The sequence below is a fragment of the Marinobacterium litorale DSM 23545 genome (assembly GCF_000428985.1).
GTDB classification, from domain to species: Bacteria; Pseudomonadota; Gammaproteobacteria; order Pseudomonadales; family Balneatricaceae; genus Marinobacterium_D; species Marinobacterium_D litorale.
The window spans coordinates 29386-45002 of record NZ_AUAZ01000025.1 but is presented as its reverse complement, the minus strand read 5'-3'; the positions used below and the strand labels follow the sequence as shown (position 1 = coordinate 45002).

17 protein-coding genes are annotated in these 15617 nt (G+C 53.4%); 2 read left to right on the top strand and 15 right to left on the bottom strand.

Going from position 1 to position 15617, the window contains the following annotated elements:
- Positions 1–39: 39 nt before the first annotated feature.
- Positions 40–282 carry a type II toxin-antitoxin system Phd/YefM family antitoxin gene (locus G403_RS0116585; protein ID WP_027854979.1) on the bottom strand — a complete coding sequence of 81 codons (243 nt, stop codon included), beginning with the start codon at positions 280–282 and terminating at the stop codon, positions 40–42.
- A 202-nt stretch (positions 283–484) separates the two neighbouring features.
- Between G403_RS0116585 and G403_RS0116580 the strand changes: the two genes are divergently transcribed.
- Together G403_RS0116580 and G403_RS0116575 are read left to right on the top strand one after the other, a co-directional pair.
- Positions 485–757, top strand: coding sequence for a type II toxin-antitoxin system Phd/YefM family antitoxin (locus G403_RS0116580; RefSeq protein ID WP_027854978.1), 273 nt, complete (start codon positions 485–487; stop codon positions 755–757).
- The gene (locus G403_RS0116575) at positions 738–1010 is read left to right on the top strand and encodes a Txe/YoeB family addiction module toxin (RefSeq protein WP_027854977.1); all 273 of its coding nucleotides are present in this window, start codon (positions 738–740) and stop codon (positions 1008–1010) included. The genes G403_RS0116580 and G403_RS0116575 overlap by 20 nt, the downstream gene beginning before the upstream one ends.
- Positions 1011–1102: 92 nt before the next feature.
- On the opposite strand, the gene ltrA is transcribed toward G403_RS0116575, so the two are convergent.
- The 14 genes from ltrA to G403_RS23700 all read right to left on the bottom strand — a co-directional run bounded on the left by ltrA (position 1103) and on the right by G403_RS23700 (position 15611).
- Positions 1103–2434, bottom strand: coding sequence for a group II intron reverse transcriptase/maturase (gene ltrA, locus G403_RS23710; RefSeq protein WP_211232705.1), 1332 nt, complete (start codon positions 2432–2434; stop codon positions 1103–1105).
- 490 nt (positions 2435–2924) lie between these two features.
- On the bottom strand, positions 2925–3656 hold the full coding sequence (locus tag G403_RS0116565; RefSeq protein WP_027854976.1) for a hypothetical protein: 732 nt from the start codon (positions 3654–3656) through the stop codon (positions 2925–2927).
- Positions 3657–3736: 80 nt separating this feature from the next.
- Complete coding sequence (locus tag G403_RS0116560) at positions 3737–4432, bottom strand: hypothetical protein (RefSeq protein WP_027854975.1); 696 nt, start codon at positions 4430–4432, stop codon at positions 3737–3739.
- Positions 4433–4546: 114 nt separating this feature from the next.
- On the bottom strand, positions 4547–4849 hold the full coding sequence (locus tag G403_RS25025) for a hypothetical protein (RefSeq protein ID WP_211232704.1): 303 nt from the start codon (positions 4847–4849) through the stop codon (positions 4547–4549).
- 78 nt (positions 4850–4927) lie between these two features.
- Positions 4928–5521, bottom strand: coding sequence for a hypothetical protein (locus tag G403_RS23705; protein ID WP_051299171.1), 594 nt, complete (start codon positions 5519–5521; stop codon positions 4928–4930).
- Between the two features lie 116 nt (positions 5522–5637).
- Positions 5638–6818, bottom strand: a protein-coding gene (locus G403_RS25020; protein ID WP_425411708.1) for an IS3 family transposase whose coding sequence is annotated in 2 segments (ribosomal slippage) — positions 5638–6522 and positions 6525–6818 — 1179 coding nt in all. Because the reading frame shifts where the segments join, the coding sequence is not laid out codon by codon here.
- A 73-nt stretch (positions 6819–6891) separates the two neighbouring features.
- A complete protein-coding gene (locus G403_RS25340) occupies positions 6892–7569 on the bottom strand; it encodes a hypothetical protein (RefSeq protein WP_156899727.1) in 678 nt (225 codons plus the stop codon).
- 187 nt (positions 7570–7756) lie between these two features.
- Positions 7757–8995: a saccharopine dehydrogenase family protein gene (locus G403_RS0116535; RefSeq protein WP_027854971.1), complete on the bottom strand. Its 1239-nt coding sequence runs from the start codon at positions 8993–8995 to the stop codon at positions 7757–7759.
- Positions 8996–9031: 36 nt separating this feature from the next.
- Positions 9032–10129 (bottom strand): carboxynorspermidine decarboxylase, encoded by a 1098-nt coding sequence (gene nspC / locus G403_RS0116530; RefSeq protein ID WP_027854970.1) that lies wholly within the window; start codon positions 10127–10129, stop codon positions 9032–9034.
- Positions 10130–10294: 165 nt separating this feature from the next.
- Positions 10295–10894 (bottom strand): TIGR04282 family arsenosugar biosynthesis glycosyltransferase, encoded by a 600-nt coding sequence (locus G403_RS0116525; protein WP_027854969.1) that lies wholly within the window; start codon positions 10892–10894, stop codon positions 10295–10297.
- Positions 10891–11565, bottom strand: coding sequence for a TIGR04283 family arsenosugar biosynthesis glycosyltransferase (locus tag G403_RS0116520; protein ID WP_027854968.1), 675 nt, complete (start codon positions 11563–11565; stop codon positions 10891–10893). Before G403_RS0116520 ends, G403_RS0116525 begins: the two co-directional genes overlap by 4 nt.
- A 3-nt stretch (positions 11566–11568) precedes the next feature.
- The gene (locus tag G403_RS0116515; protein ID WP_027854967.1) at positions 11569–13722 is read right to left on the bottom strand and encodes an FAD-dependent oxidoreductase; all 2154 of its coding nucleotides are present in this window, start codon (positions 13720–13722) and stop codon (positions 11569–11571) included.
- Positions 13723–13744: 22 nt separating this feature from the next.
- Complete coding sequence (arsS, locus tag G403_RS0116510) at positions 13745–14698, bottom strand: arsenosugar biosynthesis radical SAM (seleno)protein ArsS (RefSeq protein WP_027854966.1); 954 nt, start codon at positions 14696–14698, stop codon at positions 13745–13747.
- Positions 14699–14705: 7 nt separating this feature from the next.
- A complete protein-coding gene (locus G403_RS23700; RefSeq protein ID WP_245578381.1) occupies positions 14706–15611 on the bottom strand; it encodes an HD-GYP domain-containing protein in 906 nt (301 codons plus the stop codon).
- Positions 15612–15617: the final 6 nt, after the last annotated feature.

Sequence of the window (15617 nt, the reverse complement as noted above, 5' to 3'; positions counted from 1 at the left end):
CATCTTTCTGGGTCTGCTTGGTGTAAACCAACGTCCATGTCACCAGTCCAGCTCCTCATCGCATTCATCCACCGGGGTATCCATCCCCTTACGAATAGACTCCCGCATACCCGGTACGGAGAGCAGGTAAAGTGTTTCCTGAATTGCAGACCAGTCTTCCTCGTATACCAGAACAGCTTTGTTCCGCTTACCCATGATAATGATCGGTTGGCGGGACTCGGCGGTCACGTCAATCAACCGATAAAGGTTACTGCGCGCCTCAGTTGCTGTGATTCCGGTCATGACGCACCTTTTGCGTGTTCAACATTGCATCAATTGTACGCTTTTAGGTACGTACCTAAAGACGAGCGTCTACGTGACGCCGCCAACACGCGAAGCTTTGTAGTGAAGCCGAAGGCGCTAAGAAAAAGATGTCGCCGTGCTTGGCCTTGTTTGGGCCTCTAGTGTATATTTGTACGGCATTCCCGTACACAAAGGTGGCCTCATGGACACAATCAGCGTGAACAAATTTAGAGACAACCTTAAAAGCGTCGTAGAACAGGTAGTTAGCAGGCACGAACCGCTCAAGGTGACTCGGCGTGCCGGTGAGGATTTTGTTGTAATGAGCGCTGACGACTGGGAGCGAGAGCAGGAAACCCTGCACGTTCTCCAAAGCAAGAACCTCATGCAACAAATTGCCGATTCCCTTGATACGCATACCCGTGGTCAAGGCTACACGCCGACTGACGAGCAGATGAATGAGATCACTGGTATTTGAGGGCAATACTTGGGAAGCGTATGAAAGCATGCGCGAAAAGGACAAGCGGCTGCACAAGGCGCTCTGTAAATTACTCAAGGAAATCCTCAGATCCGATGATCCGTCATCCGGCCTAGGCAAGCCTGAACAACTCAAGCACAATCTCTCTGGCCTTTGGTCAAAACGAATCTCGCAGAAAGACCGTTTGATATATCGTTTCGATGATAAGTCCATTTATATCTTCGCTATTGGTGGGCACTACGATCAGCCCTAATCGGGATAGGGAGGCGCCTCACAGTGCCCCTCCTCCCACACCACCGGGCATACGGGTCACGTACCACGGCGGTTCATCCCCTCATCGTTCAGTCACGCTGCCAGTGACGGCAGCCCCAAGCCAGTAAAATATCGGTTCGGCAATGCCCTGTAGAGTGCAGGACTCTGGCTCAGGCGCCAAGGCCCGTGCGCGGATTTCGCCGTATTCCAGGCGGTCCATCTATCTACGCCCAACCGGCGCAGTTTCCGGTAGCCGCTACGACCCCATTGCTTCCAGATATAACACCGCAACGTCCGTCTGATCCATTTGTCGATGTCGCGCAGCGGGCTCTGCACCTCGGCTGTGCCAAAGTACGCTTTCCAACCAAGCAGGTATTTTCTTAACTCTGCAACAACATGCGCCAATTGATGGCCTCTTGTGCGACGGCTCAGTTCCCGCACGCGCTGCTTCAGTTTCGTCAGTGCCTTGTCGGACACCTTGATCCTGTTGCCGCGTCGCGGGCTGAAGGTAAACCCCAGGAAGCTCCTGTTCCAGGGGCGGTCTACCGCGCTCTTGTCGTCATTCACCTTGAGCCGGAGGTGACGTTCGATGTAGCGCTGGATACCGTTTTTGATGCGCTCGGCCGCGCGACGACTGCTGGCGAAGATCAGGCAGTCGTCGGCGTAGCGGCTGAAGCGATGGCCTCGTCGTTCCAGCTCCCAGTCCAGCTCGTCCAACACGATGTTGGCCAGTACCGGCGACAGCGGGCCGCCTTGCGGTACGCCCTCGCGACTGGCGGTTCTTTGACCACCATTCTGTATCGGGCTTGTCAGGGATCGCCTGATCAGCTTCAGCAGTGTCGGATCTTGGATGCGGGTGCTCAGTCGTTCCATCAACCTATCGTGATTGACGGTATCGAAGAACGCCTGCAGGTCCAGGTCGATCACCCAGCGCTGCCCGTTCAGGATGATCTCCTGTGCATTCCGGACGGCCTGCTGCGCGTTGCGCCGGGGCCTGAAGCCGTAGCTGTTGGGGTGGAAGGTCGGTTCCCAGAGGCCGCTGATGACTTGGGCTATCGCCTGCTGGACAAAGCGGTCTATGACCGTCGGGATACCCAGTTTGCGCATTTTGCCATCAGCTTTGGGGATCTCGACCCGCCTGACCGGCTGCGGTCGATAGTGACCGGTGATCAGGCTCTCCTTGAGTGTCGGCCAGTGGGCATGCAGGTAGAACGACTGTTGTTCTGTCGTCATACCGTCAACGCCCGCTGCGCCTTTGTTGCGTCTGACTTGTTTCAGCGCGCGTACCAGGTTTTCCTTGTCCAGTACTTGCGCCATCAGTGATGGTTCGATAATTGGCAGTTGGATCGGAGTGTCGGCAACATGGGCTTCACCCATCGCCGGTGGCGATGCCTCGTCCGAGGGTCGGTCAGGTGCCATGTCCATGTTCTTATCCTCTATCCATGCCGGTGATGTTCGGGCCTTCGGTACCAAGAGCCGTACCTACTATGCCCTCTGCTGACTTCTGCACTGCGATCACGCTGAATTGCTTCCGCGTCAGTTGCTCCCTCAACACAGTGCAGACCTCCCAGGGTAAGACATTTAACTGTCTTCGCGCAGGCGCCGAATTTATAAAACGTGAGCCAGTCACAGATGGAAGGCTTCATCGTCACGTGCCGACTCGCCTCACTCACGTCACACCTCATATCCGGTTCTTGTTCATCGCCCCGCGAATTTGCCTTGGGCTTCCTCCAGCCAGCCCCTCGCGGGACTAACCTTGCCCTTTGGCTAACCTTCGGCTCTGCGAATACCTGGTACGAGGACTTTCACCTCGCTAGTTAAATGCCATGCCTGGCACACACGCTTTGCACACCGGACGAAATAAGCGTAGCTTATTTAGGTCCGAGCCGCGTAGCGGCTGAAGTGCTGCAATTTGTTATGATAATGAATACATTTCTGAAGCGGTTTCTGAAAATTTTGACAAAAAACGTTGAATACATAAACCTTCTTCTATCATTGCTTTTAAAAAGACTTCAACATTTTCTTTTAATACATCTTGAATTTTCCATACCTTGCCGGTTTTTTTATCTTTAAAAGCAACTCCAATCTCTGCTGAACCCAAAACAAAATTCATATCAAAATGACCTTTCCCAGACCATCCTGGATGCCCATGAACCATCGAATTTCTTATATCAACTGAGGCATCGAAAATGACTGAGAAAGCTTCCCTTGCCCCCTTAATTTCTGCTTTTTCAATTTTTCCAAGTTTATTAAGACCGCTAAGAAACTGATTTAAAATATCTCTTAATCTATAGACTTCATTGAAAAACGTTTTTATCAATAAATAGAAACGAACTCTTGGTGGACCACGAAAGGCAAGATAATTTTCACCTAGCTGAGACAAGTCAGCCAGAACTATATTCATATTATCAATTGAACTATTTGTACTATTAATCCAGAAAAAGAACAAATAGACAAGTTTTTCATTTTCATTCAGTCCACCTATGTCTATTGCCCCTGTTTCGATGGGAGGCCCGTCTCGCTCTACAGCTTCCACTATCTTGCTACTGAAGGTTTTAAGTATCGGCATATAGGATATTGGGAATTCAACATTTGGAATCTCCCAAAAATCTTTGTATTGCGATTCAAAGTCCATATCGTTACTCATAACGCTCCGCTAAACGGCGAGCGTTAGCGAGTCCGGTGGAGGCCATGCTTTTTGTGGCCGGAACGAATTTGAGCGGCTTGTTATATGCTTTTATCGAAGAGTTTTTTACCATGCAATTTAATAAAATTTAACAGCTTCTCAAACTTAGGGTCTGTATATTTGTTTACACTACGAAAACAGCCGTTTAGTTCCTTCACAAGAAACGGCAGGTCGTTGTCGTTGTGGCATAAATAAATAGTTGGAAGAGTCTTCCGGAATGCATAACCGGCTTCAAAAATTGCACTGGTAGGGATTTTTCTGGGCATATATAAGATGAGTCGTTTGCTTTTCTTAAGAGCTTTTAAATCATCAATAGCCGCATGGTTGGCGGCTGTGAAGGACTCTTTGGTCTCTTTGTCATGCGCAGCGTAATATATTTTTTCAAAAGGTGTATGCTCTTTCAAGCTATCAATAATTTGCAGGCAGCAATTTCTTACCGCTTGATACTCTTCTTCGGTATCAAATGACATCGGTGCCGACAAGAAAATATCATACGTTTTAAACTTGGATAAAAATAAGACAATCAACATTACCGAGACAAGAAATATGACTAGAGAAATAACAATAAATGAATTCAGCTCTATTGATGAGCTTATTAGTAGGCTAGAGAAACTCTGACCTTCAGAGCCAGTTGTGGACCAGTATTTATAAGCCGCCGTTGCAGACAAACTAATACCGCCCAAAATTAATCCCGCGATTACTTTACTTCCTACAGGGTCATTCCATATTCTTTTCACCTGATTCTCCTTTAATTCTACGCACTCACTTCCTGCATATAACGCCGTGGTTTGGGGCCGCAGTGGAGCGCCAGCGGAACGGAGGTCCCAGCCGCAGGCGACAACACCACCTTGTTATGAGTTCGCATGCAGCACCAATGTTTTAACTATAACAGCAAGGAGTGGTGATAAAAGCATGGCTGCGCCTACTTTAAAAGGCAGAGCTTCGGAAGATGACATTTCTTTAAACATGCTTTTTGTTGGAACTACTAACCCAATGATTCCTTCGTTTTTGAACATAAAACGTATCTGACTTACAGCAAGCGTAATGGCACCCGTGACTGCAAACACAACAGACAACTTAGGGCTAACAACGAACAATAATACGCCTACTATAAAAACTATTACTGGCACTTTGCTTTTCACTTGATTACTCATAACGCTTCACATCAGCCGACCCAAAAGCAGAGCGAAGCGGCGCTTTTGAGGGTCGGCTGGATGTGATTGTTATGTGTATTACAACGCGCCATCTTCTAGTGCTGCAATTTCCTTATCGCATGCTTCCTTGTTTGAAAACGAATATTCAATTGACAGATACCCTTTATCCCGCCCACCGGGGTTAGCTAGAAGACCTACACTGTCAAGATTGTCGCTGAGAGTAGATCCTTTCTCTCCATCCCATATAGCCATCAAGAACCTTTGTTTCTTGATCATTGCCATCATAAACTCATCAGGTTCATTCCATATGCTACCAGGCAGCAAGACATCTGTTGTTTCGTGTTTTCCGTAAGCCTTCTCCAACTTTCCCTTCATTGCATTGAACTCTGATTTAAGCTCTATGCCATATGCGCTGGTACCAATATCTTTTCCTATTGCCTTAACCCAACACAATCCACTCTTTGGGCCTATTTTTAGCGCATATAACTCAAAAGCAGAATGCGGTTTGGGTACTTTGGAGGTTGTGTAGACATTTGGCGCCGCTTGTTTTGCATCTTTATCAATCTGTGTTAGTGATTGCCCCATTTCAAGACCAAATGGCCCCGCATTGGCGGCTGTAAAGCTCATTACCGAAGCAATCCCGATGGCTGCAATAAATAATTTTCTCATCATTTTCCCTCTCTGGTTTTACACATAACGCCAGCCAACATGCGCGCCTGCGAAATGGAGGCGAAGCCGCAATGTAGTAGGCGTTGATCTTCCCCCGAAAAAACGGACACCTTCGCTGCTCACACCGTCGTTGCTTCATATTCGACCGGACTCAGGTAGTTTAAACTTGAGTGCAATCGAACGCGATTATAGAAGTGCTGGATATAGCCAGCCAATTTATCTCTGAGATGCATTTCGCCATAGAAACTACTGCCCTTGATTAATTCGCCTTTCAAAGTGTGAAAGAAGGACTCCATCTCAGCGTTGTCAGTGCACATTCCCGGTCGGTTCGCGCTTGCGCGGATACCGTGCTGTTTCAGCACGGACTGGATCTCGTGCGCCCGATACTCCACTCCCCGATCCGTATGGAAGATAAGTCCCGGCTTTGGCCGACGGTTTCTCAACGCCATCTGCAATGATGACCGCGTCAACGATACTGTCTTTTGCTTACCTAAAGACCATCCCACGATGCGCCGGGAATAGAGATCAATAACAGCTGCCAGATACAACCAACGCTTGCCAACCCGGATGTATGTCAGGTCTGCTGCCCAGTGCTGGTTTGGCGCTGTCGGTTTTGGAAGGTCCTTTCGGATGTTGGGCGCGCGCTGATAGAAACGGTGCAGCCCCGCCAGTTTTCGATAGACACGGGCAACCCGGGCTTTCAATCCCGCTTCCCGCATTAGCCTCTCCACTCGCTTCTTCCCCACATGGACTCCTTGTCGCTTCAGGGCTTGATGGATCCTGGGACTACCATAGGTTTCACGGCTCCCCTCAAAGATCTGTGTGATCTGCTCTGTTAGTACCGCATCACTGCGAACACGCTGACTCACTCCTCGTTTCAGCCAGGCATAAAAGCCACTGGCCGACACATCCAGGAACCGACACAACCGCTGTACACCATAGCGCACACGGTGTTGATCTATGAATCGGAACCTTTCTTGCGTTCCTCCGCGAGAAACCGTTGCCACTTTTTTAGCAGGTCATTCTCCTCTTTCAGGTTCGCTACCTGCTTTTCCAGCTTCCGAATCCGCTCGCTCTCACTCAGGCTCTTTGGCTTACTGATCACTTTCTTGCGCTTATCAGTCACGATTTTGCCTTCCCGGTACTCCTTACGCCAACGTGACAGCATGAAAGGGTGGATATCCAGCGCTTCCGCTACACCCTTCACACTCGCCCCGCTCAGATGGGTCAGCTTAACAGCCCTGGCTTTGAATTCGTTCGTATACTGTCGCGTCTTCTTCTGGTTCTTGTAAGCTGGCATGTTCCACCTCGTCTGAATTAGATCGAGGTATCCACTAAACCGGGGGAACTACACGTCGCCGTGATTGGCCTTGTTATGAACTTTCGGTGTCTCGACAAATAGATATTCCTACCGCCTCGTACCTAGCAAACGGATTTTTTCTATCCCAATCTTCTGGCATATTGATGTTGAGGCCATTCCGCTTCAATCTTTGATCTTCTTCGGAAGTTATTTTTGTAACCACATGAAACTTTTCCAAAACATTTGAGACTGATTCAAAGTTAACATTTTCGAGATTCATCAATTTATCACGAAGCAATCTAAACGGAAATGTATGCTCATGAATAGTTTTTTCACCCGGATTTTTAATCACAGCCTTTGAGACCAACAATGAATCTTTTTCCAACTCATTTAAAGCGTATCGAAAGTATGTAGACCAAACTCTGCTTGGTGTTCCCATTTGTTTGTGTTCTTGGCAGTCTTTGATGACTTTAATCATCATATTGACATTCTTTTCATTTTTGCTCACTACACCCACCAAAGATAATCCTATTTCATAACAGTGTATTAGACCGCATGCCGTATAGGTCGTAACTAGGCGGCGTGCCGTATAGTTCTTACTTGGGTTATTACGCTCTGCGCCCAACTTGTTGAAAATACACGGGGCCTGAACGGGGCGGTCTGAATGATCCGATCTATACGGCAACGGCAAACCCGCAGAGGTAAAACGATGTCGTGGTAAAAGCTGGGTGGGGCTGACTGTTACGGTCATCGTGGGAACGATCTCCATATCGTTTTAGCGGCTGACTTCCTGCCTGTAATAGGTAAAGACTGCCGCAGTGCGGCGCGGTTGGCAAGGTGATGTGAAGTGTTATCCGGTTGGTATAAAGAAAAACGCCGCCCCTCCTGAAGAAGGGCGGCGTTCTCGATCAGCCGACGCGACTCGTCATCAAAGACTTTCAGTCAAAGGAGACGGGACGGTCGCCCTCTTCGTCCTTGATACGGGTCGGCAGGCCGATTTTGTTCAGCACGTTGATGAACGGGCGCGGGTCCAGCTCTTCCACGTTGACCATGGTTTTGGCATCCCACTCGCCTGTGGCCACAAGCATGGCGGCAGCAACCGGGGGAACACCTGCGGTGTAGGAGATGCCCTGGCTGCCCACTTCGTTGTAGGCGTCTTTGTGGTCGGCCACGTTGTAGATGAAGACCTCTTTCTCTTTACCGTCTTTGGTGCCCTTCACGAAGTCACCGATGCAGGTTTTACCGGTGTAGTTCGGGGCGAGAGATGACGGATCGGGCAGTACGGCCTTGACCACTTTAAGCGGCACCACTTCCTGGCCTTCGGCGGTCATCACCGGCTGCTCGGAGAGCAGACCCAGGCTTTTCAACACAGTGAAGACGTTGATGTAGTGCTCGCCAAAGCCCATCCAGAAGCGCACGTTGGGCACGCCCAGGTTCTGGGACAGGGAGTGTACTTCATCGTGGCCGCTCATGTAGGTGGTCTGCTCGCCTACGATCGGCAGCTCATCGGTCCGGCTCACTTCGAACATCTTGTTGGACTGCCAGGCGTTGTTCTGCCAGGAGTACACGGTGCCGGTGAACTCGCGGAAGTTGATCTCCGGATCGAAGTTGGTGGCGAAGTACTTGCCGTGGTTACCGGCGTTCACGTCGACGATATCAACGGACTCAACGGTATCGAGCATGTCGCAGCCCAGACGCGCGTATGCGTTGACCACGCCCGGGTCGAAGCCAACGCCAAGAATGGCGGTCAGGCCCTTGGCCTTGAACTCGTCGCGACGCTTCCACTCGTAGTTGGCGTACCAGGGCGGCTGCTCGCAGATCTTGTCCGGTTCTTCGTGGATCGCGGTATCCAGGTAGGTCACTTCCGCTTCGAGACAGGCGCTCATTACGGACATGTTCAGGAACGCGGTACCCACGTTGATCACGATCTCGGAACCGGTTTCGCGGATCAGCTCAACAGTGGCTTTTACATCCAGGGCATTCAGCTCATGAGCGGTGAGCTTGCCGTCCACCTTCATGGCGCCCTTTTCTTTGACACTGGCAACAATCTCTTCGCACTTGGACAGCGTGCGCGATGCGATTGCGATATTCCCCAGTACGTCGTTGTTCTGGGCACATTTATGGGCGACAACCTGTGCTACGCCCCCGGCCCCGATAATCAACACGTTTTTGCTCATCGCGTTCCTCAACTTCTTCAATCGCTGGGTGAATCCTCAAGAGAGGTTAGATACAAAGTCCTGATAATCAAAATCCCGTACCAGACGCACGCTGCCATCAAGCTCGCGCACGGCAATCGCCGGCATCTTGACTCCGTTAAACCAGTTTTTCTTTACCATCGTGTAACCGGCGGCATCTTTAAAGGAGAGACGGTCGCCGATCTTGAGTTCATTCGGGAAGTTAAACTCCCCGAAAATATCGCCTGCCAGGCAGGATTTGCCGCACACCTCGTAGGTATGCGGGCCTTCGTTGGGTTCCATCTTGGCGGTTTCGCGGTAGATCAGAAGATCCAGCATATGCGCTTCAATGGACGCATCCACCACCGCCAGGTTCTTGCCGTTGAACAGGGTATCCAGCACCGTGACTTCCAGTGAGGTGGTCTTGGTGATGGCTGCTTCGCCCGGCTCCAGATACACCTGGACGCCGTAAGTTTCGGAGAAACTGCGCAGTCGGTCGCAGAACCGATCCACCGGGTAACCTTCGCCGGTGAAGTGGATGCCGCCGCCGAGGCTGACCCAATCCACCTTCTGGAGAAGGTGACCGAAGCGCTCTTCGATCTGACAGAGCATCTCATCAAAGCGCTCGAAGCTGTCGTTCTCACAGTTGTTGTGGAACATAAAGCCGGAGACCTTGTCGATCACTTGCTCGATCTTCTCCGGGTCCCACTCGCCCAAACGGCTGAACGGACGGGCCGGATCGGCGATGATGAAGTCGGAGGTGCTGACCTTGGGGTTGACGCGCAAGCCACGGATCACGCTTGCCGACTGTTCGCTGAAGCGCTCCAGCTGGCTGATGGAGTTGAAGATGATCTTGTCGCAGTTGGCGATCACCTCTTCGATCTCGTCATCGGCGTAGGCGACACTGTAGGCGTGGGTTTCACCGGCGAACTTTTCCCGGCCCAGCTTCACCTCAAACAGGGAGGATGAGGTGGTGCCGTCCATGTACTCCTGCATCAGGTCGAACACGGACCAGGTCGCAAAGCACTTAAGCGCCAGCAACGCCTTGGCACCGGAGCGTTCGCGCACGTAGGCGATCTTCTCCATGTTGGCTTTGAGGCTGGCCTTGTCGATCAGGTAGTAAGGTGTCTTGAGCATCTCGATCCGGGCTGAATTTTAAAAAGCGTGCATTGTAGTTAAGCACCGACGCCGGGGCCATGCTTTCCGCGACAATTTTGTCGTTTTCAGGCTATTCGTTGAGCTTAGCCGATTCCGGGTGGCCTTGGGAAACACGCCAACCGCTGTCAGCCTAAGCCATCGCCTTCAGGGCATCAGATCGGCTGGCAGATGGATCAGGTCGGTAGGTTCATCGATATCATGCATCACTTCAAGCTCATGAAACTGCCAACCCAACTCGCGCAAGCGCTTTCGAGTCAGTTCAGCAACCCGTTCAGTACTCCAGGGAATAGCCTGGAAGACCTCGGACGCATAGGCATTCAAGCCCAGTGCCACGTAACCGCCATCGTGCGCGGGCGCCAAAACGGCATCCCGCCCCTGTAGCTGCTGTGCGATCTCCCGTAGCCGGTAACGATCCAGTGCCGGGCAGTCAGTCCCTATCAGTATGACCGGCCGTGGCTCTGCCGTTACTCGGTGAGCGATACGCGCCATGCGCTCGCCCAGGTCACCGTCGCCCTGTCCGGTGAGTACGTCACTCGGCAGGTCTTGCCAATAGCTGTCATCAGAATCCGGCGTAACGCTGAGCTCCACCGGGCCTATGTCGGCGGCTCTCGCTTCGTTCAGGGTATGGAGCAACATGCGTTCTGCCACGCGGGCAGCGCCCTCGGCTCCCAGCGCAGGGATAAGACGGGTTTTCGCATAACCCGGCAGCGGTGCTTTCGCCAGAATCACGATCTTCGGCGTCATCGGTATCGCCTCGCCAAGGTTTCGGCAGTGGTTCCTCGCCAGTAGGCCCAGCGCAGCTGCCACATCAGGAATATGGTTTTCCAGGCGCCGTTCCGATCCCAGCGTCTCCCGGAGGTGAACACCGGCCCCGGTAAACAGGTGGGCGGCGCCAGCTTTCGCAGCCGCGATGATATCTCTATATCTTCCATCAGCGGCTGATCAGGAAAGCCACCCACCTGATCAAACGCAACGCGACTGATGAAGATCGCCTGATCGCCGGTGGCGATACCGCTCAGTCGAGAACGCAGGTTCATCAGTCTGGCGATAATCGGGAGCATCACTGAGCGGCCGCTTATTCGTACATTGAAGCGCCCCCATACAACGGGCGTCAGGTTGAGGTGGTGTTTCAGTTGTTCCAGGCACTGATCAGAGAGCCGGGTATCGGCATGCAGAAACAGCAACAGTTCTCCGGTGCTCTGCGTAGCACCTGCATTCATCTGCCGGGCCCGGCCCCTGGGAGCCGCAACAACCTTGAACCCACGGGCGTGAACCAAGGCTACCGAGCCGTCGTCGCTGCCGCCATCCACCAGCACCACTTCACAACCCTGGTTCTGCAAACGGGAGCACTGATCCAATAGCCCCGGCAGCGCTTCAGCCTCATTCAATATCGGTACGATGATCGAAAGACGCACCGGCTATCCTCGCCGCCAGTCATGGTAGCGTTCGATCCACTTGAGTACTGTGCCCGGCGCGTGAGCACGCTTCCACTCTCCCGCTGCGTATTTATTGGCTTCGGTCCAGGTGGGGTAAGCGTGGATGGTGCCCAGGATCTTGTTCAGCCCCAGGTTATGTTTCATGGCCAGCACAAATTCCGCCAGCAACTCGCCCGCATGTTCACCCACAATAGTGACGCCCAATATGCGATCTTTACCCGGGGGTGTCAGCACCTTCACAAAACCCTCTGCCCGGCTCTCGGTAAGGGCACGATCCAGCTCTGCCAGTTCAAAGCGTGTCACCTCGTATCGCACACCCTGCTCTAACGCCTCGCGCTCGGTTAAACCGACGGCGGCCACTTCAGGATCGATAAAGGTGGTACGCGGTATGACCCGGTAATCGGTCGCAAACCGCTTCAGATTGCCAAACAGCGCATTGACGGCCGCGGACCACGCCTGATGGGCCGCCACATGGGTAAACTGGTAAGGGCCCGCCACATCACCCACCGCATAGATATGCGGAAAGCGGGTTTCCTGAAACTCATTGGTGGTAATGGTTTGAGTGGTATCGATGCCCAACTGCTCCAACCCGTAACCGCTCAGTCGTGCGCTGCGCCCGACGGCGACGATCAGATAATCGAACGCCAGTGGTTGCTCTGAACCCTCACGCTCCACAACCAGAGTTTCACCACCACTATCCTGCTCGCAACGCACGGCTCGGGTATTGAGCAGCACCTCGACACCGCTGTTTTCAAGCCCTTTCAAGGCGAGTGCCGAAACATCATCATCTTCACGGGGCAGCACGCGTTCTGCGCGTTGTACCACAGTGACCCTGGAGCCTAGCCTTGCGAAAGCCTGGGCCAGTTCACAACCGATGGGGCCGCCCCCCAGCACCACCAAACGCTCAGGTGGTGTATCCAACTCGGCGAATCTGTCCCAGAGGGTATCGCTGGTGACATAGCTGGCCTGCTCCAGGCCCGGCAGTGGCGGAATGGTGGGGCCTGCCCCGGTGGCCAGAACAATACTGCGCCCGGTTAACCGTTTTGTGGCGCCGGCAACATCACGGACTTCCACCGTCCAGGGATCGACCAGAGTGGCATAGCCCTGAACCACATCAACACCGAGCCCGCTATAGCGCTCCACACTATCGTGAGGTTCCACCGAGGCCACCACCGCCCTCACCCGTGCCATGATTTGTCGAAATGAGAACGCAGGCTCACCGGCTTCCAGGCCCAGACTAGGCGCGTTGCGGATATCGGCAGCCAGGCGCGCGCTGCGAAGCAACGCCTTGCTGGGCACGCATCCGGTATTCAGGCAATCGCCGCCCATCCGGTTCGCTTCAATCAGGGTGACTTTTGCTTTAACCGCTGCAGCGATATAGGCACTGACCAACCCTCCGGCTCCTGCGCCAACCACAATCAGGTTTCTGTCGTAGCGATCGGGACGCGTCCATCCGGCATAAACCCGGCGTTTCTGGACCCCGCGCACCAGCTTGCGGGCGATCAACGGAAACACCCCAAGCAGCGCAAACGAAAGAATCAGGTCGGTCGAAAATATGCCCGACAGACTCTCTATCTGGCCCAGTTGAGTCCCCGCATTCACGTAGACCAGTGTTCCGGCCAGCATCCCGACCTGAGACACCCAGTAAAAGGTTCGCGCCCGAATTGGCGTCAGGCCCATCAGCAGGTTAATCAGAAAGAAGGGGAACAACGGCACCAGACGCAGCGTGAACAGGTAAAACGCACCGTCTTTCTCGACGCCCCGGTTAAGTGCCTTCAGGCGGTCGCCGAAACGGGTCTGGACCCAGTCATGCAAGAGATAGCGCGAGACCAGAAACGCCAGCGTGGCGCCGATGGTGCTCGCGAAGGAGATCAGCACCAGGCCCCACAACAAACCAAACAGCGCACCGCCCGCCAGAGTCATCGCTGCAGCGCCCGGAAGTGACAATGCGGTCACCAGCACGTAGAGAATGAAGAAGCCGCCGGAAACCAACACCGGATGGCTATCGCGCCAGCCATGAAACGTATCCAGGCTGGATTTCAGCGTATCCAGCGTCAGCAACGACTGACCGCCGGATAGAAAAAACGCGCTGATCAAAACAATAATCAGCGTCAATAACAGCAGTTTGTTTTTCATTGACCGTCCCTGTAGCGCCCCACTAAAGCGCTCCGCCACAACTGGAACCCTGACCTGCCGTGCAGCCGTAACAGTGTTCGGCAACACGGATCGAGTCCCCTGCCCGATCCGTTTCCAACAGCGTTGTCAGCGTGTTAGGACCAGGCGTCACCATTCCTAAACCCAACTGCTGATTGAAGTCGCAGTCATAGAGCTTCCCCTGCCAATCCACGCTGATCAGAGAGCGGCACATAACGCCCGGCAGATTAGACGCTTGATAGTTGGCTTTGAGCAGGTCCATGTAAGGTTCAAACTGGCCTTTGGAGAGCAGTGTGGAGCCAAAGCGTTGAATCGGCATGTTGGCCAGGGCGTATAGCTCGTTGAAGACGATACCAAAGTGCGCCAGCAGCTCGCGCTTATAATCCGCCTCCAGCTTCTGCTGATCCGGCGGCAATGAGGGCCCCTGGGGGTTATAAACCAGATTAAGATGCAAGGCGCTGTCAGCGTGACCATAGCCCAGGGAGTTCAGGCGCTGAAGGCCCTGAATACTCTTATCAAACACGCCCTTGCCCCGCTGGCGATCCACATTTTCCAACGAATAGCAGGGTAAGGATGCAACCACGTCTACGCCCTGATCGGCGAGAAACTCCGCCAGTCCCTCCTGGCCGGGCTCAAACAGAATTGTCAGGTTGCAGCGGTCGATCACCTTAACGCCGAGCGCCCGCGCCTGGGTAACCAGCTTGCGAAACTCTGGGTGCAGCTCGGGCGCACCACCGGTCAGGTCCAGCGTCGTAATATCCCGCTGCTTGAGCACTTCAATGACCTGATCGATCAACTCAGACGCCATCATCTCCGTACGATTGGGGCCTGCGTTCACATGACAGTGCAGGCAGGTCTGATTACAGCGATATCCCAGATTAACCTGGAGTGTTTCGGTTGTGCCGCGTTCAATGGATGGAAAGTCGGTCACATCCAGCAGGGGCAGTGTTTCCAGCATGTTCGCTTCACTCCGGTTTCGAATGGTGCAGCAGGTGGTTGAGCGGCAGTAAGTCCACCATCTGCTCAATCGTTCTTTCTATCAATGCATGATCCGCCTCTGGCTCCAGGTCAGCGGGCGTCCCGGCCTCACCGGTGGGTATCGCAATGAGACGCGCCTCGTCGAGCTTGAGCTCAAACGCTCCGCCGCAATTCCGACAAAAGACCGCCTCGCCCTTTTTCTGTTCTCGCCGGACCACCAGTGTGGGGCCGCACATGGGACAGTTCTGCAGGGGGATACCTTCATCGCTATGCCCCACCACCTCTTCAAGTACGCCCTCCTTGCCAAGGTCCACAAACCTCAGCGCCAGGGCCTCGTCGAACTGCTTGCCCGCTTCTGCCCTGATGATACCCAGTGCCTTCTCAATCGGCATGCCCGCGCGGTAAGGGCGGTGGCTGGTCATGGCATCAAAAGCGTCACAAATCCCAACAATACGGGCTTCCAACGGGATCTTGTCCGCAGACAGCCCGGACGGGTAACCCTTGCCATCCGGCCGTTCATGGTGCATGCCCACCGCATATTCGGCCAGCGGCTTCAACGGATGCCCTGCCAGCATTCTTAATCCGATACGAGGATGGGTTTTAATGTGATCATACTCCTCATCGGTCAGCTTTCCGGGCTTGCGCAGAATCTCATCCGGCACCCCGACCTTCCCCAGGTCATGCAGAAAGCCCCCCAGGCTGATCTGCGCACTTTCTGCCGCCGACATCCCCGCCGCATCGGCCAAGAGGCGCGACAGGCGCGCTACACGCCAGAGATGACCTCCGGTGTATGGGTCTCTTGCTTCTACGAACCAGGCCATGGCGAGCAGGCTTTGCATCAGCTTGCGGGCATAGACTGAATCATCATTGGTTTGCTTACGTTTCCAGAACACGCTTTC

Coding starts and splice junctions, on each gene's coding strand:
- G403_RS0116585 (WP_027854979.1), bottom strand. CDS start 282: ATGACCGGAATCACAGCAACTGAGGCGCGCAGTAACCTTTATCGGTTG.
- G403_RS0116580 (WP_027854978.1), top strand. CDS start 485: ATGGACACAATCAGCGTGAACAAATTTAGAGACAACCTTAAAAGCGTC.
- G403_RS0116575 (WP_027854977.1), top strand. CDS start 738: ATGAGATCACTGGTATTTGAGGGCAATACTTGGGAAGCGTATGAAAGC.
- ltrA (WP_211232705.1), bottom strand. CDS start 2,434: ATGGACATGGCACCTGACCGACCCTCGGACGAGGCATCGCCACCGGCG.
- G403_RS0116565 (WP_027854976.1), bottom strand. CDS start 3,656: ATGAGTAACGATATGGACTTTGAATCGCAATACAAAGATTTTTGGGAG.
- G403_RS25025 (WP_211232704.1), bottom strand. CDS start 4,849: ATGAGTAATCAAGTGAAAAGCAAAGTGCCAGTAATAGTTTTTATAGTA.
- G403_RS23705 (WP_051299171.1), bottom strand. CDS start 5,521: ATGATGAGAAAATTATTTATTGCAGCCATCGGGATTGCTTCGGTAATG.
- G403_RS25340 (WP_156899727.1), bottom strand. CDS start 7,569: ATGACCGTAACAGTCAGCCCCACCCAGCTTTTACCACGACATCGTTTT.
- G403_RS0116535 (WP_027854971.1), bottom strand. CDS start 8,995: ATGAGCAAAAACGTGTTGATTATCGGGGCCGGGGGCGTAGCACAGGTT.
- nspC (WP_027854970.1), bottom strand. CDS start 10,129: ATGCTCAAGACACCTTACTACCTGATCGACAAGGCCAGCCTCAAAGCC.
- G403_RS0116525 (WP_027854969.1), bottom strand. CDS start 10,894: ATGACGCCGAAGATCGTGATTCTGGCGAAAGCACCGCTGCCGGGTTAT.
- G403_RS0116515 (WP_027854967.1), bottom strand. CDS start 13,722: ATGAAAAACAAACTGCTGTTATTGACGCTGATTATTGTTTTGATCAGC.
- arsS (WP_027854966.1), bottom strand. CDS start 14,698: ATGCTGGAAACACTGCCCCTGCTGGATGTGACCGACTTTCCATCCATT.